General features: G+C 59.5%; 23 protein-coding genes. 8 read left to right on the top strand and 15 right to left on the bottom strand.

Annotated features, from left to right (window positions below; genetic code table 11):
* Positions 1 to 157: 157 nt before the first annotated feature.
* The 3 genes from SIB38_RS14590 to gltX all read right to left on the bottom strand — a co-directional run bounded on the left by SIB38_RS14590 (position 158) and on the right by gltX (position 4,120).
* Entirely contained in the window at positions 158 to 1,021 is an 864-nt protein-coding gene (locus SIB38_RS14590) for a calcium-binding protein (RefSeq protein WP_294114958.1), read from the bottom strand.
* Between the two features lie 303 nt (positions 1,022 to 1,324).
* Positions 1,325 to 2,620 (bottom strand): citrate synthase, encoded by a 1,296-nt coding sequence (gene gltA, locus SIB38_RS14585; RefSeq protein WP_294114956.1) that lies wholly within the window; start codon positions 2,618 to 2,620, stop codon positions 1,325 to 1,327.
* Between the two features lie 84 nt (positions 2,621 to 2,704).
* Complete coding sequence (gltX, locus tag SIB38_RS14580; RefSeq protein ID WP_412550457.1) at positions 2,705 to 4,120, bottom strand: glutamate--tRNA ligase; 1,416 nt, start codon at positions 4,118 to 4,120, stop codon at positions 2,705 to 2,707.
* Positions 4,121 to 4,200: 80 nt separating this feature from the next.
* Between gltX and SIB38_RS14575 the strand changes: the two genes are divergently transcribed.
* Positions 4,201 to 6,246, top strand: coding sequence for a ComEC/Rec2 family competence protein (locus SIB38_RS14575; protein WP_412550456.1), 2,046 nt, complete (start codon positions 4,201 to 4,203; stop codon positions 6,244 to 6,246).
* Here SIB38_RS14575 and lexA read toward each other — a convergent pair.
* The 7 genes from lexA to SIB38_RS14540 form a co-directional block, all read right to left on the bottom strand.
* Positions 6,240 to 6,953 (bottom strand): transcriptional repressor LexA, encoded by a 714-nt coding sequence (gene lexA, locus SIB38_RS14570; RefSeq protein ID WP_294114950.1) that lies wholly within the window; start codon positions 6,951 to 6,953, stop codon positions 6,240 to 6,242. The genes SIB38_RS14575 and lexA overlap by 7 nt on opposite strands.
* 126 nt (positions 6,954 to 7,079) lie before the next feature.
* Positions 7,080 to 8,255, bottom strand: a complete 1,176-nt coding sequence (gene glp, locus SIB38_RS14565) for a gephyrin-like molybdotransferase Glp (RefSeq protein WP_412550455.1) — start codon at positions 8,253 to 8,255, stop codon at positions 7,080 to 7,082.
* On the bottom strand, positions 8,252 to 8,743 hold the full coding sequence (gene moaC / locus SIB38_RS14560) for a cyclic pyranopterin monophosphate synthase MoaC (protein WP_294114946.1): 492 nt from the start codon (positions 8,741 to 8,743) through the stop codon (positions 8,252 to 8,254). The genes glp and moaC overlap by 4 nt, the downstream gene beginning before the upstream one ends.
* The gene (trpC, locus tag SIB38_RS14555; RefSeq protein WP_294114945.1) at positions 8,743 to 9,558 is read right to left on the bottom strand and encodes an indole-3-glycerol phosphate synthase TrpC; all 816 of its coding nucleotides are present in this window, start codon (positions 9,556 to 9,558) and stop codon (positions 8,743 to 8,745) included. The genes moaC and trpC overlap by 1 nt, the downstream gene beginning before the upstream one ends.
* On the bottom strand, positions 9,555 to 10,223 hold the full coding sequence (locus SIB38_RS14550) for a uracil-DNA glycosylase (RefSeq protein ID WP_412550454.1): 669 nt from the start codon (positions 10,221 to 10,223) through the stop codon (positions 9,555 to 9,557). The genes trpC and SIB38_RS14550 overlap by 4 nt, the downstream gene beginning before the upstream one ends.
* The gene (gene trpD / locus SIB38_RS14545) at positions 10,220 to 11,239 is read right to left on the bottom strand and encodes an anthranilate phosphoribosyltransferase (RefSeq protein ID WP_294114942.1); all 1,020 of its coding nucleotides are present in this window, start codon (positions 11,237 to 11,239) and stop codon (positions 10,220 to 10,222) included. Before trpD ends, SIB38_RS14550 begins: the two co-directional genes overlap by 4 nt.
* Positions 11,236 to 11,829: an anthranilate synthase component II gene (locus SIB38_RS14540; RefSeq protein ID WP_294114940.1), complete on the bottom strand. Its 594-nt coding sequence runs from the start codon at positions 11,827 to 11,829 to the stop codon at positions 11,236 to 11,238. The genes trpD and SIB38_RS14540 overlap by 4 nt, the downstream gene beginning before the upstream one ends.
* A gap of 145 nt (positions 11,830 to 11,974) precedes the next feature.
* On the opposite strand from SIB38_RS14540, the gene SIB38_RS14535 reads away from it, so the two are divergent.
* Positions 11,975 to 13,387 carry a divergent polysaccharide deacetylase family protein gene (locus tag SIB38_RS14535; protein ID WP_294114938.1) on the top strand — a complete coding sequence of 471 codons (1,413 nt, stop codon included), beginning with the start codon at positions 11,975 to 11,977 and terminating at the stop codon, positions 13,385 to 13,387.
* Between the two features lie 161 nt (positions 13,388 to 13,548).
* Complete coding sequence (locus SIB38_RS14530; protein WP_412550453.1) at positions 13,549 to 14,505, top strand: calcium/sodium antiporter; 957 nt, start codon at positions 13,549 to 13,551, stop codon at positions 14,503 to 14,505.
* Between the two features lie 7 nt (positions 14,506 to 14,512).
* On the opposite strand, the gene SIB38_RS14525 is transcribed toward SIB38_RS14530, so the two are convergent.
* Both SIB38_RS14525 and hpt read right to left on the bottom strand, forming a co-directional pair.
* Positions 14,513 to 14,671, bottom strand: coding sequence for a hypothetical protein (locus SIB38_RS14525; RefSeq protein WP_294114935.1), 159 nt, complete (start codon positions 14,669 to 14,671; stop codon positions 14,513 to 14,515).
* Positions 14,672 to 14,853: 182 nt separating this feature from the next.
* Positions 14,854 to 15,399, bottom strand: coding sequence for a hypoxanthine phosphoribosyltransferase (gene hpt / locus SIB38_RS14520; protein WP_294114933.1), 546 nt, complete (start codon positions 15,397 to 15,399; stop codon positions 14,854 to 14,856).
* Between the two features lie 98 nt (positions 15,400 to 15,497).
* Here hpt and SIB38_RS14515 point away from each other — a divergent pair, with 98 nt between their 5' ends.
* Positions 15,498 to 15,953 carry a type II toxin-antitoxin system RatA family toxin gene (locus tag SIB38_RS14515; RefSeq protein ID WP_294114931.1) on the top strand — a complete coding sequence of 152 codons (456 nt, stop codon included), beginning with the start codon at positions 15,498 to 15,500 and terminating at the stop codon, positions 15,951 to 15,953.
* A gap of 250 nt (positions 15,954 to 16,203) precedes the next feature.
* Positions 16,204 to 16,926, top strand: a complete 723-nt coding sequence (locus tag SIB38_RS14510; RefSeq protein ID WP_294114929.1) for a hypothetical protein — start codon at positions 16,204 to 16,206, stop codon at positions 16,924 to 16,926.
* 64 nt (positions 16,927 to 16,990) lie between these two features.
* Here the strand turns inward: SIB38_RS14510 and SIB38_RS14505 are convergent, their stop codons facing one another.
* The 3 genes from SIB38_RS14505 to SIB38_RS14495 form a co-directional block, all read right to left on the bottom strand.
* Complete coding sequence (locus SIB38_RS14505) at positions 16,991 to 18,178, bottom strand: ammonium transporter (protein ID WP_294114927.1); 1,188 nt, start codon at positions 18,176 to 18,178, stop codon at positions 16,991 to 16,993.
* Between the two features lie 157 nt (positions 18,179 to 18,335).
* Positions 18,336 to 18,809 carry a CinA family protein gene (locus SIB38_RS14500; RefSeq protein WP_412550452.1) on the bottom strand — a complete coding sequence of 158 codons (474 nt, stop codon included), beginning with the start codon at positions 18,807 to 18,809 and terminating at the stop codon, positions 18,336 to 18,338.
* The gene (locus tag SIB38_RS14495) at positions 18,809 to 19,291 is read right to left on the bottom strand and encodes a phosphatidylglycerophosphatase A (RefSeq protein ID WP_294114924.1); all 483 of its coding nucleotides are present in this window, start codon (positions 19,289 to 19,291) and stop codon (positions 18,809 to 18,811) included. The genes SIB38_RS14500 and SIB38_RS14495 overlap by 1 nt, the downstream gene beginning before the upstream one ends.
* A 368-nt stretch (positions 19,292 to 19,659) precedes the next feature.
* Between SIB38_RS14495 and dusB the strand changes: the two genes are divergently transcribed.
* From dusB to SIB38_RS14480, 3 genes are read left to right on the top strand one after another with little or no spacing between them, the layout of a single operon-like run.
* Complete coding sequence (gene dusB / locus SIB38_RS14490) at positions 19,660 to 20,670, top strand: tRNA dihydrouridine synthase DusB (protein ID WP_412550451.1); 1,011 nt, start codon at positions 19,660 to 19,662, stop codon at positions 20,668 to 20,670.
* Positions 20,667 to 21,752, top strand: coding sequence for a two-component system sensor histidine kinase NtrB (locus tag SIB38_RS14485; RefSeq protein ID WP_294114920.1), 1,086 nt, complete (start codon positions 20,667 to 20,669; stop codon positions 21,750 to 21,752). Before dusB ends, SIB38_RS14485 begins: the two co-directional genes overlap by 4 nt.
* Positions 21,752 to 23,116 carry a response regulator gene (locus SIB38_RS14480; RefSeq protein ID WP_294114919.1) on the top strand — a complete coding sequence of 455 codons (1,365 nt, stop codon included), beginning with the start codon at positions 21,752 to 21,754 and terminating at the stop codon, positions 23,114 to 23,116. Before SIB38_RS14485 ends, SIB38_RS14480 begins: the two co-directional genes overlap by 1 nt.
* The last annotated feature ends 28 nt before the right edge of the window (positions 23,117 to 23,144 follow it).

Below are 23,144 nucleotides of genomic sequence, written 5' to 3'. Positions count from 1 at the left end.
CTCAATCACCGTTGGCGCAGCTTATTGTTTCCCAAGGGGCTTAGATGGCGGGCAAAACCGCGCCCGGGATCTGTTGGGCGCGGCCGCATGGGATGGGTGAGTCGTTGTCCGGATTTGGTTCGTACGACCGGAATAAGGGTGGTGAGAGCTGACGCGATCACCCAAGTACAAATGTGACATCTGAGGCTTCCAATCCGTCAGCAGCTCCGGCGACACGTGCCATGATAACATCGTTTGCCAAAACATGGGTTTCATCGCCAACCCGCTCGACCGTGATCGTCGGAAGAGGCTCGTCACCTGGCAAGATAAGGGAAATCACGTCCTCTTCGGGGTCAAAGTCGGTGATAAATGGCGCGTTCTCTTCCACCCAATGGCCGATGTGGAAGCTGTCGTTGTCTTCGCCGCCGGTGCCAGTGTCATATTCGCCGAGGAAAAGATTGTCGTTGCCGGTGCCACCAATGAGCGTGTCAGCCTCTTCCGGCTCCGTTGGGTCCTGAATTACAAATTCCGTTTCGGGCTCCCGATCAAGATAGCTGTCAGCAACTTCCGGGTCCCGGTTTGTCACGTCGGCACCGTAAATCCAGTCGTCGCCACTGCCGCCTTCGAGGGTGTCTTCGCCTGTGTAGCCGTAGAGCGTGTCGCTGCCACTGTCGCCGTAGACGGCGTCGTCCCCTTCGCCGCCAGTCATGTAGTCTTCGCCAGCGCCGCCTAAGAGCAGGTCGTCGCCTTCGCTGCCGTAGAGACCGTCATCTCCATCCTGACCGCGCAGGGTGTCATTCCCATCCTTGCCATCTAGCAGGTCGGGGCCGGGAGTGCCTGTCAGATCGTTGTTGGAGTCGCCGCCCTCAAGCAGAATACCGATACCGCCGTCCTCGGATATAATGTCGGTGGTGGTTGTGTCGTCCACCGGCTGGGTGTCATTGGCAAGACCGGTGGGGGTGGTTTCGTCGTCGGAGTCATCGCCACCGCCGGAAAAACTACTGGCCGCGAGGCCCATAAACAGAAGTCCTAAAATCCACATCACTCATCTCCAAATTGTGGCTCACATAAGCCGCCAAATACACAGGTCCTAATTGGCAAGAGGCAAGTTTGGCTCCCAGCCCGCCCTGAGCGTGGTGGTTCCTTGGAGGAAATAGCATCAGGCAGGGACGGAGGACTCGCCGGTCCAATTTTCTAAAATTCCGAAAGAGTGATGCACGCTAAGCGTGTCGGAATTTGGGCTGAGTTTCTGTGAATTTGGGCAAAATTGAGAATATGTGCCTTAGGCAAAAAAAACGCGCCTGAGAAGGCTCTGGCGCGTTTGATTGTATCTGACCCGATTGGGTTAGCGGTTCTCGATGTCGGTGTAGGAGCGCACATCTTCGCCGAGGTACAGCTGACGTGGACGGCCAATTTTGTGCGCTGGATCGGACAGTTGCTCTTTCCACTGGGAAATCCAGCCAACGGTGCGAGACAGCGCAAAGATAGGGGTGAACATCGAGGTTGGGAAGCCCATCGCCTCAAGGATGATGCCAGAGTAGAAGTCCACGTTCGGGAACAGCTTCTTCTCTTTGAAGTATGGGTCGCTCAGTGCGATGCGCTCCAGTTCGGTAGCAACCTGCAGAAGTGGGTTGTCTTCAACACCCAACAGCTCCAGCACTTCGTCAGCGGACTGTTTCATAACGGTCGCGCGTGGGTCCATGTTTTTGTAAACACGGTGGCCAAAGCCCATCAGACGGAACGGATCGTTCTTGTCTTTGGCGCGCTCGATGAATTCCGGAATGCGGTCTACGGAGCCGATTTCTTTCAGCATCTCCAGACACGCCTGGTTTGCGCCGCCGTGGGCCGGGCCCCAGAGGCAGGCGATGCCAGCTGCGATACAGGCAAACGGGTTGGCGCCGGAAGAGGACGCCAGACGCACCGTGGAGGTGGAGGCGTTCTGCTCGTGGTCGGCGTGCAGCGTGAAGATACGGTCCATCGCGCGGGACAGGATCGGGTTCACCTCATACTCTTCCGCTGGCACGGCGAAGCACATGCGCAGGAAGTTGGAGGCGTAGTCCAGATCGTTGCGTGGATACACAAATGGCTGTCCAATGGTGTATTTATAGGCCCAAGCGGCGATGGTCGGCATCTTCGCGATCAGGCGGTGGGATGCGATTTCGCGCTGACGTGGGTCAGAAATGTCGGTGGAGTCGTGGTAGAAGGCGGACATGGCACCAACCACACCTACCATTACCGCCATTGGGTGGGCATCGCGACGGAAGCCGCGGAAGAAATTGCCCATTTGCTCGTGCAGCATGGTGTGACGGGTGATGGTGGACTCAAAGTCCTCCAATTGTGCAGCCGTTGGCAGTTCACCATAAAGCAGCAAGTAGCAGACTTCGAGGTAGTGGGATTGGCCAGCCAGTTCGCCAATCGGATACCCGCGGTGCGTCAGAATACCTTTCTCACCGTCGATATAGGTGATGGTGGACTCACAGGAGGCGGTGGAGGTGAAGCCAGGGTCATAGGTGAAAACACCGGCTTGACCATAGAGCTTGCGGATGTCGAGCACATCCGGGCCGGACGTTGGCGAGTGGATCGGCAGTTCGTAGTTTTCGCCGTCAATCGTTAGCGTTGCGGTTTTTGGGGCCTCGGACATGGCATTTTCCTTCCTAAAAAGCCGGGGACGCGGATCGCCCCGGCGCGTTGTGTCTGCGACGTCTTAAGGCCCGGTAAACAGGCGCTATTCCGTCGCGTCATCTTTGGCGGCGTCAGTCAGACGCGCGAGAGATTCCTCGCGTCCCAGAACCAGCATCATGTCAAAGACGCTGGGGGTCGCAGCCCGGCCAGCCAGCGCCGCCCGCATGGGCCCCGCCATCTTGCCGAACTTGATTTCATTGGCTTCACAGTAGCTGCTCGTTACAGCCTCAAGCTCCTCCCGCGACCAGCTAACATTTTGCAACTGCGGCGTCAAATCATTCAGTATACCACGGGATACTGAATCGAGATTTTTGGCGGCTTTGGCCTCCACCTCGATAGGGCGCGAAGTCAGAGCAAAGTGTGCTTTTTCAAGGAGATCGGGGAAAGTCTTCGCGCGATCCTTCAGGCAATACAGCGCATCCCGTAGTAATACGGTCTGGGTGTCGGTCAGCGCAGGCTGGTCTGCGGCCCCCAGATAATTCACAATCTCTTGCAGCAGTGCAGCATCTTCGCTCACGGCAATATGTTGGCCGCAGATGTTCTCAAGCTTTTTGGTGTCAAACCGCGCCGGGCTTTTGCCAATGCCGTCCAGATTAAACCAGTCCTGGGCTTGCGCGTCGGTGAAAAACTCATCGTCACCGTGACTCCAGCCCAAGCGCGCGAGGTAGTTGCGCATGCCGGCGGCCGGATAGCCCATGGCCTGATATTCCTGTGCACCAAGCGCGCCGTGGCGTTTGGAGAGTTTTTTGCCGTCTGCGCCATGGATCAACGGGATGTGCGCGTAGATCGGCAGATCCCAACCCATGGCTTCATAGATCATCATTTGGCGTGCGGCGTTGTTGAGGTGGTCGTCCCCGCGGATCACATGGGTCACGCCCATGTCGTGGTCATCTACAACAACTGCCAACATATAGACCGGTGTGCCATCGGAGCGTAACAGGATCATGTCATCGAGCTGATCGTTGCGGATGGTCACATCGCCTTGCACCTGATCGCAGATCACGGTTTGGCCTTCACGCGGGGCTTTGATGCGGATCACGTAAGGCGCATCGGGATGAGTGGCGGCATCAGCGTCGCGCCAAGGGCTCCGATAGTGGGTCGATTTGCCGGCGGCGCGAGCCTCATCGCGGAAGGCGGCAATTTCGTCTTGGGTGGCGAAACATTTGTAGGCTTTGCCTTCCTCCAGCAGTTGCAGCGCCACTTCGGCGTGGCGTTTGGCGCCCTCAAATTGGCTCACGACCTCGCCGTCATGATCCAGACCCAGCCAGCTCAGGCCTTGCAGGATGGCGTCGGTCGCTTCTGGTGTGGAGCGTTCGCGATCGGTGTCTTCAATCCGCAGCAGAAACTTGCCGCCGCGCCCACGGGCATAGAGCCAGTTGAACAGCGCCGTACGTGCGCCGCCGATGTGCAGATAACCGGTGGGCGATGGGGCAAAACGGGTGACGACCTGGCCTGTCATAGCGGGCTTAACCTTTCAGTAACCATTGGGGTTCTAGCGTTGAGGCACTGTCTAGCGACACCGATAAGAGAGGACAAGGCTTGCGCGTCGTCACGTCTCTGCGCCTTTCCCTTTTGCATCAACGTGGGCATCTGTTTTGCTGGGTGCCGGTCTGTTTGGGGCTTGGGATCGGGATGTATTTTGCGCTGCCGGTGGAGCCCACCGTCGCGGTGTTGGTTGGGATTGGGCCGATTTCCTTGGCATTTGCGTGGTTGACGATCGGTCAGGAAGCTGATGTTGGCGCGCTGTTGTGGATGGTGGCTTTGGTTTTGGCCGGTGTGTGTCTTGCGGGCGCACGGGCGCATAGCTTGGCGGGCCCGGTTTTGGACTTTCGCTACTACGGGCCGATTGAGGGGCGGATTATTGCGATAGACCGCTCGGCCTCAGACGCGGTGCGGTTGACGCTTGAGGATGTGGTTCTGGCCGAGATTACGCCTGAGGAAACACCTACGCGGGTGCGGATTTCTTTGCATGGCAGTGGGGTGGGCACCGCACCAACACCGGGAAAACTGGTGGGCACCACGGGGCATCTGTCACCGCCTTCCGGGCCAGTGGAGCCGGGGGCCTTTGATTTTCAGCGCCATGCCTGGTTCAAGCAGATTGGCGCAGTCGGGTACACGCGGGTGCCGGTTTTGGCGATGGCAACGCCAGATAACAACGGCGGGATCTTCGGATTCCGGATGCGCTTATCGGGAGCGATACAAGAACGTATGGCCGCGGATGTTGCGGGGTTTGCCGCCGCCGTGACAACGGGTGACCGCAGCGCGATCCCGGAGGAAGTCACAGAGGCTTTGCGCGGGGCCAACCTCGCGCATTTGTTGGCAATTTCAGGGTTGCATATGGGACTGTTGGCCGGATTTGTATTTGGTGCGGTGCGGTTTTGTATTGCGTTGGTCCCGACAGTGGCGCTGCGGGTGAATGGCAAAAAGATCGCCGCCTGCGTGTCCTTTGCGGCGGCCACTGGCTATTTGCTCCTGTCAGGCGGCGCGGTGTCCACAGAACGGGCCTATGTGATGACCGTTGTGGTGTTAATGGCAGTGCTCTTGGATCGGCGCGCACTGACGTTGCGCGCGGTGGCCGTGGCGGCGACGGTCGTGTTGGTGTTGCAGCCAGAAGCCTTGATGGGGCCGGGGTTTCAGATGTCCTTTGCAGCCACGGCGGCCCTGGTGGGGGTGTTTGGCTGGTTGCGGGACATGCAGTGGCATTTGGGGCCAAAGTGGTTGCGGCCGGTGTCGGCGGTCGTGGTGTCGTCGCTGGTGGCGGGGCTGGCAACCGCGCCCTTTGCGGCGATGCATTTCAATCACGTGGCGCATTACGGCCTGTTGGCAAATGTGCTGTCGGTGCCGGTGATGGGCATTCTTGTGGTGCCCGCCGCCGTTGTGGCCGCGGTTTTGGCGCCTGTGGGGCTAGAGGCCGTGCCGCTTTGGGGCATGGAGCAGGGCCTGTGGTGGATTTTGACCGTGGCACAATTTGTCAGCGGGCTAGATGGCGCGCGTGGGACTGTGCCAAGCGGCGGGCGCTGGGTTTTGCCGGTGATCGCTTTGGGTGGGCTGTGGTTGCTGCTGTGGCAGGGACGCGCGCGGGTGGCCGGGGTTGCGGTTGTTTGCGCGGGGTTCTGGGGGTCGACACAGGCGGAGCGCCCGGATGTATTGATTTCCGATACGGGCGGCATTGTGGGCGTGATGACGCCAGAGGGCCGAGCCCTGTCCAAAGCCAAAGGGCAGGGGTTTGTCGCAGAGAACTGGTTGGAAAATGACGGCAGCACACGGGATCAAGAGGGCGCCGCGAGCCTGTGGCCGGGCGAGACAAGCCGCGTGCCATTTGTTGAGCTGGCCAGCGGCGGGCGGTTGATCCATGTGCAGGGGAAAACCGGCAAGGCGCTTTTTGAGGGCTGCGCGCCCGAGGATATCGTTGTGTTTTCAACGGCTTTTGACGAGCAATTGCCGTGTGACACACTAGACGTAAAGGACTTGGAGGCGCTGGGATCTGTGGCTCTGCGATTTGAGGGGGGGACGCCGTTACGCAAAACGGCCCGCGAGGTGGCGGGCCGTCGGTTGTGGAATGATGCAGAGGTGCGGGGTCAGTAGGTGCGGATCAACCCGACCAGTTTGCCCTGCACTTTTACTTTATCCTCAGGGTAGACGCGTGTTTCATAGGCCGGGTTGGCGGCCTCAAGCGCGATGGAGCTGCCATTGTGGTGGAACTTCTTCAGCGTGGCTTCCTGATCCTCCACCAGCGCCACGACGATGTCGCCGTTGTCGGCGGTGGTGGTTTCCGAGATGATCACCACGTCACCGTTGTTGATGCCTGCGTCGATCATGGAATCGCCTTTGACTTCAAGCGCATAGTGGTTCTGGCCGACCGACAGCATTTGGCCCGGCACGGCCACGTGATGGTCCACATGGCTGATGGCTTCAATCGGCACACCGGCGGCGATTTTGCCCATCACGGGCAGTTCGCGCGCGTGCAATGTCACCTCGTCCGGCGTCACATTGGCCGGTTGGGACGGCGATGGATGCGGCCCGTCGATCACTTTGGGATTGAAACCCGCTGTTGGCGCTGAAGGCGCGCCGCCCATGCTTTCAGGCAGTTTCACAATTTCGATGGCGCGGGCGCGGTGGGCGAGGCGGCGGATGAATCCCCGCTCTTCCAGCGCTGTGATTAGACGGTGGATGCCTGATTTTGAGCGCAAATCCAGCGCGTCTTTCATTTCGTCAAAGCTGGGCGGCACCCCGTCTTTTTGCAGACGGGTGTGAATGAATTCCAGCAGGTCTAGTTGCTTCTTGGTCAACATGCTCGAGGACCCCCATATAGAGTGTGTCTTATCCTCGTTCTACGCATGTTCTTGTTTTGTGTCAAAACTTTTATAGAACATAGCGGAAACAGATGCCAAAATGTGGTAAAGGGACAGGCGTTTGGCCTAGATTGGGATGTACTCTACGGCGGTGCCTGCGGGCCATTCCGCCGCATTGGGCGGCACAACTAAGAGCGCGTTTGCGTCTGACAGGATAGAGAGCAGAGAGCTGTCTTGATTGTCAAAAAGTGAGAGTTTTCCGTGCTCTACACGGGCGCGCATGTAGTGTTCGCGCGGGCCGTTTTTCGGCAAGGGGGTTGCCAAAGTGGCTGGCAGGCGCGGCGTCGGCGCGTCGCCAAGCCCCAACATGGCGCGGATCACAGGTAGGACAAAGACGTGGCCGCAGACCATGGCGGACACCGGGTTGCCGGGCAGGCCAATCATCATGGCGCCATTGGCCAATGTGCCCGCCATGAGCGGTTTGCCGGGGCGCATGGCGATTTTGTAGAAGCTGCGCTGCATGCCGAGATCCTGCGCTACGTCGCCGACCAGATCATGGTCGCCTACAGATGCGCCGCCGATGGTGATCAGCAGGTCGGCATCATCCACCAGATCAAAGGCCGCTTCGAGAGAGGCGCGGGTGTCGCGGGCAATCGGCAACAGGCGGGCTTCGCAGCCTGCGTCACGCAACATGGCCTGCAGGCCAAAGCTGTTGGAGGCGATAATCTGATCCGGGCCGGGTGTTTCACCGGGCATGACCAGTTCGTCACCGGTGGACAGGATCGCCACTTTGGGGCGGCAGGTTACAGGCACTTCGGCGATGTTCATCGACGTCATCAATGCCACGTCCGATGGGCGCAGAACCCGTGGGGCCGCGATGGTTTGACCAACTTTGAAGTCGCCGCCCAAAGGCCTGATATGAAAACCTTTGTCGAGATTTGCAGAGAGTGTGATGGTGTCGCCGTCGCGGCTAACATCTTCCTGAATGACCACACGGTCTGCGCCTTCTGGCACCGGGGCGCCGGTGAAGATGCGCACGGCCTGACCTGCGGACACGGTGCCGTCAAAGGCATGTCCGGCGGCGGCTTCGCCGATGACGTCATAAGATTTTCCTGGTGCAGCGCCGTTGGACACGATGGCGTAGCCGTCCATGGCGGAGGCCGAAAACGGGGGCTGATCGCGGTTTGCGCTGACCGGCTCTGCCAACGTGCGCCCATTGGCTTGCGCCAGTGGCACGTTTTCCACCGGCAGCTGTTTGGTGAGGGCGAAGAGATGCGTGAGCGCGTCAGCAACCGAGATCATTTTGCTTCGTAACGTCCTGATTTTCCGCCGTCTTTGAGGATCACGCGGATGCCGCCGATTTCCATGGCTTTGTCGACCGCTTTGGACATGTCATAGACCGTCAGGGCCGCCACATTGACCGCGGTCAGCGCTTCCATTTCCACGCCGGTTTGGCCGGTGGTTTTGACAGTCGCCTCGATGCGCACACCGGGCAGGTCAGCATCCGGCGTCAGCTCCACGGCCACTTTGGTGATCGGTAGCGGGTGGCACAGGGGAATTAAGTCGGCACATTTCTTGGCGCCCATGATGCCGGCGAGGCGCGCCACGCCCAGCACGTCGCCTTTTTTTGCGCGGCCTTCGTTGATGATGTCAAAGGTGGCAGGTGCCATTTTGACCCAACCTTCGGCGGTGGCGACGCGAGAAGTGACTGCTTTTTCAGAGACATCCACCATGTGGGCGTCGCCCTTGGTGTCAAAATGGGTCAGTCCAGAGACGTGCGTGTCGCTCATCACATGCCTCCCATGGCATTCAATGGATTGGCGAGCAGGGTGCGGGTGGCGGTGGCTACATCGTCCTGACGCATCAGGCTCTCGCCAATCAGGAAGGTGCGGGCGCCGTAGCGGGCCATGTCGGCCAGTTCCGCCGGCGTGTTGAGGCCGCTTTCGCAGACGATCAGCCGGTCCTCCGGCACCAATTTGGACAGGGTGCGGGTGGTGTCGAGCGTGGTCTCAAAGGTTTTGAGATTGCGGTTGTTGATGCCCATGAGAGGGGATTTGAGCTGGCTGGCTCGCTCCAGTTCCTCGCGGTCATGCACCTCAAGCAGCACGTCCATGTTCCAGCTGAATGCGGCTTCTTCGAGTTCTTGCGCTTGTGCGTCGCTGACGGAGGCGAGGATGATCAGGATGCAGTCGGCCCCAAGCGCGCGGGCTTCGGCCACTTGATAGGTGTCATACATGAAGTCTTTGCGCAGCGCGGGCAGGCTGGTGGCGTTGCGGGCTTCGGTTAGGAAAGATTTTTGGCCCTGAAAGCTGGGCGTGTCCGTTAGGACGGACAGGCAGGTTGCGCCGCCGTCTTCATAGGCTTTGGCCAGTTCCGGCGGGTTGAAATCTTCGCGGATGAGGCCTTTGGACGGGGAGGCTTTTTTGACCTCGGCGATCAGGCCGTAGCCTTCGCGGGCGGCCTTGTGCAGCGCGTCGGAAAAGCCGCGGGTTGGGCTGGCTTCGCGCGCTTCGGCTTCAACCGCCTCCAGAGGTTTGGCCGCTTTGTCGGCGGCCACTTCTTCCAGCTTGTAAGCTTTGATTTTGTCCAGAACGGTCTCGGTCATGCGTCAGTCCAGTTTAACGGTGTGTCGCCTTGGTCGGCGAGCCAATTGTTGATGGTTGAAAACGGGCGGGAGCCGAAAAATCCGCGTCTGGCGGAGAGCGGCGAGGGGTGCGCCGTTTCAATCATCAGATGTTGGCCGCCATCTTTAGGCGATGTGATGTGAGGTGCAAGGGCTTGGGCCTGTTTTCCCCACAGGACAAAAGCCGTGGGGCGGCGGGCGGAGATGTCGGCCAGCACCTGATGGGCCAGAGTTTGCCAGCCCAGCGCTTTGTGGCCGTTGGCGTCGCCGGCTGGCACCGAGAGCACGGTGTTGAGTAAGAGGACGCCTTGGGTGGCCCAGAAGTGCAGATCGCCGCTTGATGGAGTTGCACCAAGATCGTCTTGCAACTCTTTGTAAATGTTATTCAAAGAGCGGGGCAATGGGGTCACGTCTGGCTCCACAGAGAACGACAGGCCATGCGCGTGACCAGGCGTTGGATAGGGGTCTTGTCCTAGGATGACAACACGCACTTGCTGTGGTGCAACAGCTTCAAGCGCGGCAAAGCGTTGGGCCGCGGGAGGAAGGATCTCCCGCGGGTCGCTTTGGATTTGTGCGTTGATGTCGGGCCAGCGGTCCGTGAAGAACGGCAAATGCGCCCAGTGGCTGGGCGGGGTGGCTGTGCTCATGCCGCCGAGGTGACTTTGGCCAATGCGGCCACTTTGCCTTTGGCCGCCCCGGAGTCGATGCTTTCACGGGCCTTTTCAACACCTTCGCGCAGGTCGCTTGCTGCATCAGCCACCACTAGTGCTGCTGCGGAGTTGAGCAGGACAGCATCGCGGTAGGCGCTTTGTGCACCATCCAGCAGGGCGCGGAAAGCATTGGCGTTGTCTTCTGGCGTTCCACCGACGATGTCCTCAAACGGGTGCACGGGCAGGCCAGCATCTTCGGGATGGAGCTCCACGTCTTTGACAGTGCCGTCTGCCTCCAGCGCTGAGACCCAGCTTATGCCGGTGATGGTCAGCTCATCGGTGCCATCGGAGCCATGCACCAACCAAGCGCGCTCGCTGCCCAATTGACCAAGGGTTTCGGCCATAGGGCGGATCAGGTCACGGGTGAAGGCGCCGGTCAGTTGGCGCTTCACACCTGCCGGGTTGGTGAGTGGGCCGAGGATGTTGAAGATGGTGCGCGTGCCAAGTTCGGCGCGTGTGGGCATCACATGCGCAATGGCCGGATGGTGCATGGGTGCCATCATGAAGGCGATGCCGCAGGTTTCCAGTGCCTTTTCAACCGCTTCCGGGCCAACCATGACGTTGATGCCCATCTGGGTTTGCACATCTGCCGTGCCGGATTTGGAGCTGAGGTTTCGGTTGCCGTGTTTGGCAACGGCAACGCCCGCGCCCGCGGTGACAAAGGCTGTGGCGGTAGAGATGTTGAGCGTGTGCTTGCCGTCGCCGCCGGTGCCGACGATGTCAATGGCGCCGCTCGGCGCTTTTACCGCATGGCATTTGGAGCGCATGACGGCGGCTGCGGCGGCGTATTCATCCACGGTTTCGCCGCGGGTGCGCAGGGCCATCAACAGGCCGCCCATTTGGCTGGGAGTGGCTTCGCCTTCAAAAAGGAGTGTAAAGGCGTCTTCGGCCTCGGCGCGCGTCAAAGGGCGATCAGCCGCGGCGCCGATCAGGAATTTAATATCGGCAGTCATGCAGCGGCGTCCTCTTTGGCGGGCATCATGTCCAGAAAGTTCTTGAGCAGGGCGTGGCCGTGCTCAGAGGCAATGGATTCCGGGTGGAATTGCACGCCGTGGATGGGCAGCTCTTTGTGTTGCAGCCCCATGATGGTGCCATCGTCCAATTCGGCGGTGATTTCCAAACAGTCCGGCAGTGTCGCGCGGTCCACCACAAGAGAGTGATAGCGTGTGGCTTCAAACGGGCTTGGCAGCCCGGCAAAGAGGCCTTTGCCCGTGTGTTTCATGGTGCCCATTTTGCCGTGCACAATCTCATGACAGCGCACAACGTCGCCGCCAAAGTGTTGTCCGATGGTCTGGTGCCCCAAGCATACGCCCATCAAAGGCGTGCGGGTTTCGGCTGCCGCCGCTGTCAAAGCCAGACAGATGCCTGCCTGAGACGGGTCACAGGGACCGGGGGACAGAAGGATGCCCGACGGGTTCATGGCCATGGCGTCCTGAACGGTCAACGCGTCGTTTCGCCAGACCTGCACATCGGCGCCCATTTCGCCCAGATAGTGCACAAGGTTGTAGGTGAAACTGTCGTAGTTATCGATCAGAAGCAGCATTTTGTCGGTTCTTTCCCTAAAGATGCAAAAGGGGTGGAGGCAGAGGGCCTGCTCGCGGTATACATGTTCAGGCTTGGCGCAGAGGGTCAAGAGGGGCAGGAGCAGGTCGCCCCATAAAATGGACGTAAAAGAGAGGCAGGCAGCTATGTTGCGCGGATTATTGTCAGGTGTGTTTTGGGGCGCGATCCTGGTGGGGGGCGTTTTGGCCGTGACGTCGCTGTTGTCGCCGTTGCCTGCGACGGTGAAACCTCAGACCAACGCGGATGCGCCGAAAGCGACGGAAGATGCGTCGCAAGAGAGCGGTGCGGTGGAAACAGAATCCCAGGCGGATGCGGCGGTGACCGAAGCGACGGCCACAGCTACGCCTGAAGCGGATGGCAGCGATGCGCCGCCTTTGAGCAACACCGACTCTGCGCCGAAACCGGAGACAGGGACCGAGACGGCGGCTTTGGCGGTGCCTGCGGCACCTGAGGGTGACGGGGCGGTGGCGATGAACGAAGAGACGCCGGTTCTGCCCAACCCGCAGGCCGAGACACCCGCAGCGCCTGTGCCGGACTCCGAGCTGTCGATTTCAACCAACCCACCACAGCCTGCCGCGCCAGACGTGGCGGAAAATGAAGTATTCCCAACGCCTTCTGAGAGTGACGCGCCTGAAGAGGCCGCCGCTGAAGAGAGCCTTGTGACCGAGGCGGCGCCGATCGAGGAAGCGGAAGACATCACGCCGAATGCTGAGTCTGCGGAAGAGGACATGGTTGAGGATGCACAGACGCAGGAAAGTCTGTTGAAGCCAGCCACGAACCTGAACGAGAAGTTCGAGCAGCGCACATCCACACGGTTGCCAACTGTGGGCGCAAATGAGGAAGAGAGCGTGGACACGCTGGCCGCGCGTCCGGTTGAGGTGAACGCGGAACAGTTTGAAAACGCAGAGGAAAAGCCGGTGATGGCGATTGTTCTGGTGGACACCGGCGAGGCGGCTTTTGATATGGAAGCGCTTGAGAGTTTTCCCTATCCGCTGAGCATTGCTGTGAGCACGCTGGATCCAAATGTGGCCGCAAAAACAGCGGATTTCCGGGCGCGTGGCTTTGAGGTTCTGGCGATGGTCGACATGCCAAGTGACGCCACAGCCAGCGACGTGGAGCAGGCGCTGCAGGCACATTTGTCGGTCTCTGACGCCTTTGTTGGCGTGATGGAAGGACTGGATGACGGCTTGCAGGGCAGCAAGGAGATCAGTGATCAGGTGACGCAGGCGTTGCTGGAAAGCGGCCACGGTTTGTTGATGCAAACCAATGGCTTGAACACTGCACAAAAGCTGGCGGCCAAAGAAGGCGTGCCGTCCAACACCGTCTTCCGTGAGTTCGACACCGGAGAGCAAACGGCCGTGGTGATGCGCCGGTTCCTCGACGGGGCGGCCTTCAAGGCCGGGCAGGAACAAGGCGTCGTGATGGTGGGCCAGTTGCGTGATGAGGCGATCTCGGCGCTGCTGCTGTGGGCGCTTCAGGATCGGGCGGGCACGGTGGCCATGGCGCCGGTTTCCGCAGCGCTGGACACGATCAACTAAGTTCCATCGCACGCAGCGTTAAGACACAGAAAGACCGACGTTTTACGACGTCGGTTTTTTGTCGGTATCGCGGCTGTTTCGCAGAGGTGCACATTTTGCGGTGCAATAGGTTAACATGTGTATGCGGTACGGGTGAATTGTAGCGGTAGCGAGGGATTGAGGTGACAGCGGGGATCATGATTGCGATTGGCCTGACCGGCCTTTTTGTTGGGGGGGAAATGCTGGTTCGCGGGGCGGTGACCATTGCCAAAGCCTATGGTTTGCCACCAATGGTGATAGGATTGACACTGGTCGGGTTTGGGACATCCACTCCAGAACTGGTCACAAGCGTCCAAGCTGCTTTGTCTGGGTCTGCTGGAATTGCAATTGGCAATGTTGTTGGCAGCAACATTGGCAACATTCTCCTTATACTTGGTGTGTCTGCGATGCTCTTACCCTTGGCCGTGGCACGGGACGCTTTGCGGCGAGATGGAAGCGTCATGATCGCAGCCACGCTTGCGCTTCTGGGCGTTGTTCTGTTTGGAGAGATCACGCGGTGGATTGGTGTGGGCTTTGTGACAGCGTTGGCGGCTTATCTGTTTGTGGTCTTCCGCTCCGTGTCCAAGACGAAAGAGACGTCTGACGCTGTGGTCTATGAAAAGGAAGCGGCGGCTATACCAGGCCCGGACTTGGGCCTCAGCGCAGCGATCGGTGTCGCTGTCGTAGGGTTGATTGCGACCATCATTGGGGCGCGTCTGCTGGTGGACGGTGCGATCAGCGTGGCCGAATTTGCCGGAATTTCAGAAACCGTGATCGGTTTGACTGTGGTGGCAATAGGTACGTCCATGCCTGAGTTGGTCACCGCAGTGATTGCCGTGCGCAAAGGTCAGGGAGACGTCGCTATTGGCAATGTCATTGGCAGCAATCTGTTCAACGTTATGGGGATTGTCGGCGTGACGGCGTTGATTCACCCCGTCACGGTGCCCGTTGAAATCGCGACTTTTGATATCTGGGTGCTTCTGGGGGCGTCTGTCTTGCTGATAGGGTTTGCGCGGACCGGATGGACGATCAGCCGACTGGAAGGTGGTGCCTTTTTGGTGGCGTATCTCGGCTATTTTGGCTTTTTGTTGATGCAATAGGCGGGTATCAGAATTTCACCGGATTGCGGCGCTGCGGCTCCAGGGTGAGAAACTCTGGCCAGCCGATGAATTTCTCGACCAACACCAGAAGGATGCAGGCGGTCACCACGCCGAGCACCAGCTTGACCCGCGCCTCTGATGGCGGGTTGCGGGCCCATTTGCTCATGCGCATGAGGTGGCGGAAGTTCATCACAAAGGCCTGTGTTGGCTGACTTTGGTCTAAGCTAAGAAAGCCGGTCGATGATGGCAAGGTGCGTTGGGGGCGGTGCCCCCGATCCGGTGGGTCTTCGCAGAGGTATTGGGCATAAAGAACGCGTCTAGGACACGCGCATCGGCTGCCCGGAGTGTTTAACTGTCTTCGACAAAGCGCACCTTGCCGATGAAGGGCAGATTGCGGTTGCGTTGGGCGTAGTCGATGCCATAGCCCACGACAAATTCATCGGGGATGGAAAAGCCAATCCAGTCCGCAGCGATGTCGGCCTCACGGCGCGACGGTTTGTCCAGCAGGGCGATGGTTTTGATCTTGGCTGGATTGCGGGCCTTGAGCAGGTGCAGCACGTGGGTCAGCGTATGGCCGGTGTCGACAATGTCTTCCACAACCAACACGTCACGCCCTTCAATTTCGCCGCGCAAGTCTTTGAAAATCCGCACTTCTCGACTGCTTTCCATGGCGTTTCCGTACGAGGAGGCTTCGAGAAAATCGACTTCGACAGGCAGGTCGAGCTCGCGCACCAGATCGGCAATGAACACAAAAGAGCCGCGCAGAAGGCCAACCACGATCAGCTTATCGGTGCCGTCATATTCCGCCTGAATTTCGCGTGAGAGGTCCTCGATCCGCGCTGCAATGGACTTGGCCGAGATCATTTGATCGATGACATATGGACGCTCTGACATGAGACCCTCTTGATTTTCCCCATCCTGCGCCGCTATGTGCGCCACCAGAACTGTGCATAGCGAGGTCGCCATGCGCTGTCACGCCAAAATGAGACGACATGCCGACGCATTCTGAGACCCGCACGCTGCCGTATACCGCCCAACAGATGTATGATCTGGTGGCGGAAGTGGCGTCTTATCCGAAGTTTTTGCCCTGGTGTGCGGCGGCGCGCATCCGCTCGGTGACGCCGGTGCAAACAGAGCGTGGCGCGGCGGAGGAGATGCTGGCGGATCTGGTGATCTCGTTCAAAGTGTTTCGTGAGCGCTTTGGCAGCCGGGTGGTATTGCACCCCGAGACAAAACACATTGACACCGAATACTTGGACGGGCCGTTCAAATACATGAAGTCCACCTGGGATTTTGCCGATGTGGATGGCGGCGTGGAAGTGAAGTTCTTTGTGGATTTCGAGTTCAAGAACATCATTTTGCAAAAGGCGATTGGCCTGGTGTTCAATGAGGCGATGCACCGGATTGTGGCGGCGTTTGAGGCGCGGGCCGAAGCGTTGTATCGTTAACGCCGTTCAGAGACTTTTGGGAGTGCTCCTTCTGTTGTGGGCGCGTTTTTAGCCCCCTAATACCGTGGCGCTGTGCCACTCGGCTCATGTAAAGCGAAGGGCAACTTGTCACCAAGGACGGGCCCGCCCGGATTTCTCGGGAGCAGAGTTGCAGTGTCCGCTGTACGTTTGTTCACTTAATGTTCCGATAACCTTCGTGCCCTAAACTATCTCAGGTTGTAGTGAATTTTTTTGGGTTCAGAACATGGTTATGTTTTTGGTTTTTCTCGGTGTTGCCGGCGCGATTGCCGCTGTGGGCGTTGTGGACGACATGGTTGCCGACATCGAAGACGAAGCGCGGGCGGAGGCGGAAAAGTGGTTGCCGCGGGTCTCGGATGAGGCAGGTACGGGGGACCTTTTGGCCGCTGCGGTAGAGGCAGACGGCGCAGACCTAGAGGAGGCGCAGAACGGCACCGACGGCGGGGAGGCACGCGCGGTGGCATCGGCAGAAGAGGGGCCGGTGCCGGTGGAAGTTCCGTTGGAGGTGTCCGTCAGCGCAGTTCCGGAGCAAAGTCTGGAAGATATTCTGGCGGAGGTCTTTGCCGAAGAGGCGGCAGCGGAGGCTGATCTGTGGATCGGGGCCGCTGCTTGGGCGGAGGATGCGGCGCTGGAAGAGGACCAGATGCCTGTGACTGAAGGGGCGCAGGGCGAAGGCGAAGATGTCGCGGCAGAGGCGGTTGCGCAGGCAGGCAGTTGGGAGGCTGTGGAAGCTGGACCGCTGGCGGGCGAGGACACGCAGGACCAGGTCGAGGAAGTGGATGAGGTCGTGCAAGTGGAGCGCGAGGCGGAGGTTGCGCGTGCCTCTAAGCCGGAGGCGGCAGAGGAACAATTGATGGTGGCGGATGCCCGGATTTATGAAGTGATTGAAACCGTTTCAGGGCTGTCCTTGGAGGACGTCATCGGGCAAGGCACAGTGGAGGCCGCCCTTGCATAAGGTTTGTTTGAAAAAAGGGCGGCCACAATCGGCCGCCCAGTTCCGGAGTGATGCTTTTGATGTCCTATGAGGCGATGTCGTAAGCGCGTTCGCCGTGGACCGTGAGGTCAAGGCCGTTGACTTCGGTTTCCTCATCGACGCGCAGCGGGGTGATTAGGCTGACCAGTTTGACCAGCACGTAGGTCACCACCACTGTGAAGATGCCGACGATTACCAGCGCGCCAAGCTGGGCTACCCAAGAGCCTTGGCCAAAGACAGCGATCATGATGGTGCCGAAGATGCCGCCCACGCCGTGCACGGCAAAGACGTCCAGGGTGTCGTCAATCTTGGCTTTGTTGCGCACGAGGTTCACAGCTTCCTGACACAGGATGCCCGCGATGGCGCCGATGACCAGCGCTTCAACCGGGCCGACAAAGCCTGACGCAGGCGTGATGGAGGCAAGGCCAGCGATGGTGCCGGTGACCAGACCCACCAAAGAGGCTTTGCCGTATTTGATGCGTTCCCACAGGGCCCAGGTGAGTGAGGCCGTGGCGGCGGAAATATGGGTCACGGTCAGGGCCATGGCGGCACCGCCGTCTGCGGCAAGCTGAGAGCCGCCGTTAAAGCCGAACCAGCCGACCCAGAGCATAGCTGCGCCAATCATCACCATCCAAGGAGCGTGTGGCGGTGTGGTGCGGTGCTTGCGGGCACCGAGCATCACGGCAATCACCAGCGCTGCGAGACCAGCGGTTTCGTGCACCACAATGCCGCCGGCGAAGTCTCGCACGCCGATTTCGCCAAAGATGCCGCCGTCGGCCATCATGCCGCCGCCCCAGATCCAATGTACGACGGGTGCATAGCAGAGCAGCATCCACAGGCCGGAGAAGATCATCACAAATCCAAAGCCAATGCGCTCGACATAAGCGCCGACGATCAGTGCCGGGGTAATGATCGCGAAGGTCATCTGGAAGGCAAAGAACAGCACCTCAGGCAGGGTGCCGGACAAGCTGTCGGTGGTGACGCCGGAGAGGAACATCTTACCGAGGCCGCCCCAGACCGAGGTGGCACCGCCGTCATTACCAAAGGCGATGGAGTAGCCAAAGACGAGCCAGAGAACGCTCATCAAGCAGGCAATGGCATAAGTTTGCATAAAGACGCTGAGCACGTTGCGGGCGCGCACAAGGCCCCCGTAAAACAACGCCAGACCCGGCAATGTCATGAACAGGACCAGGGCTGTTGCCACGATGATCCATGCGGTGTCCGCTCCGTTCATATTTCTTTCCTTGTCCCGTGAGTGGTGGTTTTCCGCCAAAAAGCGGAAAAACTGCACAGAACAAAGGCTGAAGGGTCTTCAAAGCGCCTTAAATCAGGGCATTTTGCAAGCTGTATAAAAAATAGGCGGAAAACGTGGGGTGCCGCCTAAAATGGCGTCACTTTGCGCAGGCAGCCTTAAAAAGCAGCGCCAAAGCGTGATTCCGCGCCGCTTCTCGCACGTTTTTGCGGCCCAGCGCGCCAAATTCGACGGTTTCTGTGGTGCAGTCGGTTCGCGTGGCGATGCCAAAACAGACACGACCCTCGGGTTTGAACTCCGAGCCGCCCGGGCCAGCAATGCCGGTGATGGAGACGGACAATTGTGCGTCAGAATTCACCAGAGCGCCGAGCGCCATTTCCCGTGCGACCTCTTCACTTACGGCCCCAACAGCGGCCAGAGTGGCCTCGCGCACGCCAAGCATCTCGGTTTTGGCAAGGTTGGTGTAGGTCAAAAATCCGCGTTCAAAGACGTCCGAGCTGCCTGCGATGTCGGTCAGGGCGGCAGCGACCATACCTGCAGTGCAGCTTTCGGCTGTCGCTACGCGCAGGTTGGCGTCACGGCAGGCTTGCAGGAGGTGTGCGACGTCCACCATCAGATCAACACGATATGATAGAGCGCCGCGGCGGCCAGGGTGGCGAGGCCCGCAAACAGACCGGCCCAGATGTCATCCAGCATAACGCCGATGGGGTCGTGGCGTTGGTCGGCTTTGCCCACCAGCCAGGGTTTCTTAATGTCAAAGAGTCGGAAAAATAGGAAGGCGGCAACTGGGCCGGGCCAAACCATGGACATATCGCGCATGGCAAAGGCCACGGCAGGGAACAGCAGGGCAATCCACATGCCAGCGACTTCGTCGATCACAATTTCGGAAGGATCTTCGGTGGGGCGATCCGCCAGATCCAGGATACAGGCCCACATGCCGACCACAATAGCGAGCGCGGTGAGGATGGCCAGCAGCCAGACACCGACAAAATGCGCCGCAGCCCAGCCGATGATCAGGGCGGCCAAAGAGCCCCAGGTGCCAGGAGCGGCGGGCAGGCGGCCGACGCCAAAGAATGTTGTGATCATGCGGATCATGCTCTCTCCAATGCTGCCGTTGTGATTGCGGCAAGTCCTTATGTGCGGGCAGAAATGCCAATTTTTGCTCGTTTTGGCTTTAGCAGACTGCTTGGGCATTGGCCAAGGCCGTGCGGCGGTGCTTTTGCAGACTTTCCAGCCGTAGGTCGGCGTGTCTCCGCCGGAGAATGGCCGGGGGCTTTTGGTGTGTGCTGGCGCGCGGGTGTATGTAGAACCTGCACGTCGGAGTGGCAATTGACCCTTGTTGCCTGCTTATTTTTTGAGCATACGCCAAAAACTGCTACAATAATGACCAAAATCCCCGGTGATTTGTTTGAGTTTGACCAAGAGGTCAGATACGCCGAGGGCACTGCACAAGGATTAGGCACGTGACCGTTCAAGTCGCACATCTCACTCTGACACCCCCTGTTTTTCTGGCGCCGCTGGCGGGAATCACCGATCGCCCGTTCCGCGATCTGGTGGGCAGTTTTGGCGCTGGATTGGTGGTGAGCGAGATGGTCGCAAGTCAGGAGATGGTGCAGGCCAAGCCAGGTGTGCGTGAGCGGGCGGAACTGGGATTCGGGGACGCCACCACATCGGTGCAGCTTGCCGGGCGCGAGGCGCATTGGATGGCAGAAGCGGCCCGGCAGGTGGAGGCCAATGGCGCCACGTTGATTGACATCAACATGGGCTGTCCGGCGAAGAAGGTGACCAGCGCCAGTGGGGCCGGAGCCAGCGGATCAGCCTTGATGAAAGATTTGGACCACGCGCTGACGCTGATCGAGGCGGTTGTGGGCGCGGTGGAGATTCCGGTGACGCTCAAGACGCGGCTGGGGTGGGACGACAATATGCTAAATGCGCCGGAGCTGGCGCAGCGGGCGGAAAACGCCGGTGTTCAGATGTTGACCATTCACGGGCGCACGCGGTGTCAGTTTTACAAAGGGTCCGCGGATTGGGCGGCGATCAAAGGCGTGAAGGACGTTGTGTCGATCCCGGTGATTGCCAATGGCGACATTGTGGATGTGGCCACAGCCAAAGCGGCGCTGGCGGCGTCCGGCGCAGATGGCGTCATGGTGGGGCGCGGGGCACAAGGAAAGCCATGGTTGCTGGCGCAGATGGCGGCGGAGCTGTTTGGCGGTGACGCGCCAGAAGAGCCCAGAGGGCAGGCTTTGGTGGAGATGGTGCAGGGGCACTATGACGCGATGCTGTCGTTTTACGGCGTGGATTTGGGGCTGCGCGTCGCCCGCAAACATCTGGGGTGGTACATGGATCATGTGGGCACAGAGGCCGTGTTGCGCCGTAGGGTGCAGACCAGCCGCGACACAGACGAAGTGATGGCGCTTTTGGTCGATGCCCTGGTGCCCACAAACGACATCCCAAGCGATGGAGAGGCGGCATGAGCGCGCAGAACCCGATTTGGAGCAGCTTGCCGGTGCCCGCGCTGGTGGTGGACGAAACCGATGTGATCCTGCGGATCAATCCAGCGGCGGAGATGTTTTTGAATGCCTCCTCCAAGTCCATGGTGGGGCAGCCGATCTGGGACAAGGTGATGATTGATGCGCCGCTTGAGGAAGCGTTTCACCGGGCGCGGGAACACGGCACGCCGCTGTTTGTGAATGATGCGGACATTGGCACAGGCGACGGACCTCCGGTGCAGTGTAACCTGCAGATCGCGCCGCTGGCAGATGCGCCGGGGGAGATGTTGTTCCTGATCTCCAGTCGGGAATTGGCCGGACGGATGACCCGCAGCCATTCGGTGAAATCCTCGGCCAAATCGGCAATTGGCATGGCGGAGATGCTGGCGCATGAGATCAAGAACCCCTTGGCGGGGATCACCGGCGCGGCGCAGCTTTTGTCGATGAACTTGAGCCCGGATGATCTGGAGCTGACCGACCTCATCGTTGAGGAAAGCCGCCGGATTGTGAAGCTGCTGGAGCAGGTGGAGCAGTTCGGCAATTTGTCGCTGCCGCAGCGCAAGCCGGTGAACATCCACGATGTGCTGGACCGTGCGCGGCGCTCTGCGCTGGTGAGCTATGGTGCGCATATGCAGATTATCGAGGACTATGATCCGTCCTTGCCGCCTGCTGAGGGAGATGCAGACCAACTGCTGCAAGTGGTTTTGAATCTCCTGAAGAACGCTAGCGAAGCGGCTGGAAAGTCTGGCATAATTCGCATTCGGACTTACTACGAGCACAGCTTCCGTCTGCGGCGGGCGGATGGCACCGGGCAGCCGTTGCCATTGCAAATTGAGATCATTGATGATGGGCCTGGCCTGCCGGATGACCTCAAGGGGGACGTGTTTGATCCCTTTGTCTCCGGTCGGGAAAACGGCACCGGGCTGGGCCTCGCCTTGGTCAGCAAAATCATTTCCGATCATGGCGGCATGATCACAGTGGATTCCGTGCCCGGGCGCACGGTGTTCAAACTCTCGCTTCCGCGGGCAAGCAAAGACACACTCAAAGCATATGAGGAGAGCCTCTGATGGATGGCACGGTTCTGGTTGCAGATGATGATCGCACAATCCGCACGGTTTTGACGCAGGCACTCACGCGGGCGGGATGCAAGGTGCATGCCACGTCGTCTCTGACCACACTGATGCGCTGGGTTGGCGAAGGCAAAGGCGATGTGGTGATCACCGATGTGATGATGCCAGATGGCAATGGCCTGGAGATGCTGCCGAAGATTTCCGAGGATCGCCCTGGCCTGCCAGTGATCGTGATCTCGGCGCAGAACACCATCATGACGGCCATTCAAGCCGCAGAGGCCGAGGCGTATGACTATCTGCCCAAGCCGTTTGACCTGCCAGATCTGATGAAGCGCACGGGTAAGGCGCTGGAGCAGAAGCGGCGGGCGCCGTCTGCGCCGGTGGCGGAAGATGAGCGGCCGGATGAGCTGCCTCTGGTGGGGCGCACACCGGCGATGCAGGCGCTCTATCGCTTGGTGGCGCGGGTGATGAACACCGATTTACCGGTGTTGATTTCTGGCGAAAGTGGAACGGGCAAGTCCTTGATTGCGAAAGAGATACACGACTTCTCGGATCGCCGGAACCTTCCGTTTGTGGTGGTCAATGCGGCGGATTTGAGTGATCTGGAGGGGCCTGCGAAGGTTCTTGCCAAGGCCAAGGGTGGTACCATTCTGTTTGACGAGATTGGCGACATTGATGACGAGGTTCAGGCCCGCATTGTGCGCATGATGGACACGCCCGGCGAGCACAATCCGCGATTTATGGCGACCAGCCAGGTGAATTTGAACGCAGCGATGGACAGTGGGTCCGTGCGACAGGATCTCTATTACCGTTTGAACGGCGCGGCGATCCATGTGCCAGCACTGCGCGAGCGTGTGGACGACATTCCGTTGCTGGTGGAGCACTTCCTCAATCGGGCAGAGCGGGAAGGCGCGCCGATGCGGGTGTTCTCGGATGAGGCGATGGAGTTGTTCCGCGCCTATAGCTGGCCGGGCAATGTGCGGCAGTTGGAAAACGCGGTGCGGCGGTTGGTGCTGACCGCGCAGGCCGAGGAGGTCACGCGCGGCGAGGCGGAAATGATGCTGGGGGCGCAGCCGCAGGCGGGGCCGCTTTTGGGTGGTGATGACAGCGAAAAACTGTCGGCCTCTGTGGCGCGGCATCTGCGGCGGTATTTTGATCTGCATGGCAATATGCTGCCACCGGCGGGGCTCTACGCGCGAATCCTGCGGGAGATTGAATTGCCTCTCATTGAGATCGCTTTGGATGCGACAGGGGGCAATCAGGCGAAATGTGCCGATTTGTTGGGGATCAACCGGAATACGCTTCGTAAAAAAATCACGGATTTGGATATTCACGTGACACGCCGCCGCAAATTGATGTAAAAAGGCCACATAAGCGTGGCGCGCGGGC

The sequence above is a fragment of the Shimia sp. MIT910701 genome (assembly GCF_047126315.1).
GTDB lineage: Bacteria > Pseudomonadota > Alphaproteobacteria > Rhodobacterales > Rhodobacteraceae > Shimia.
The sequence above is the reverse complement of the archived record's forward strand: the minus strand, read 5'-3'. Positions and strand labels throughout refer to the sequence as shown.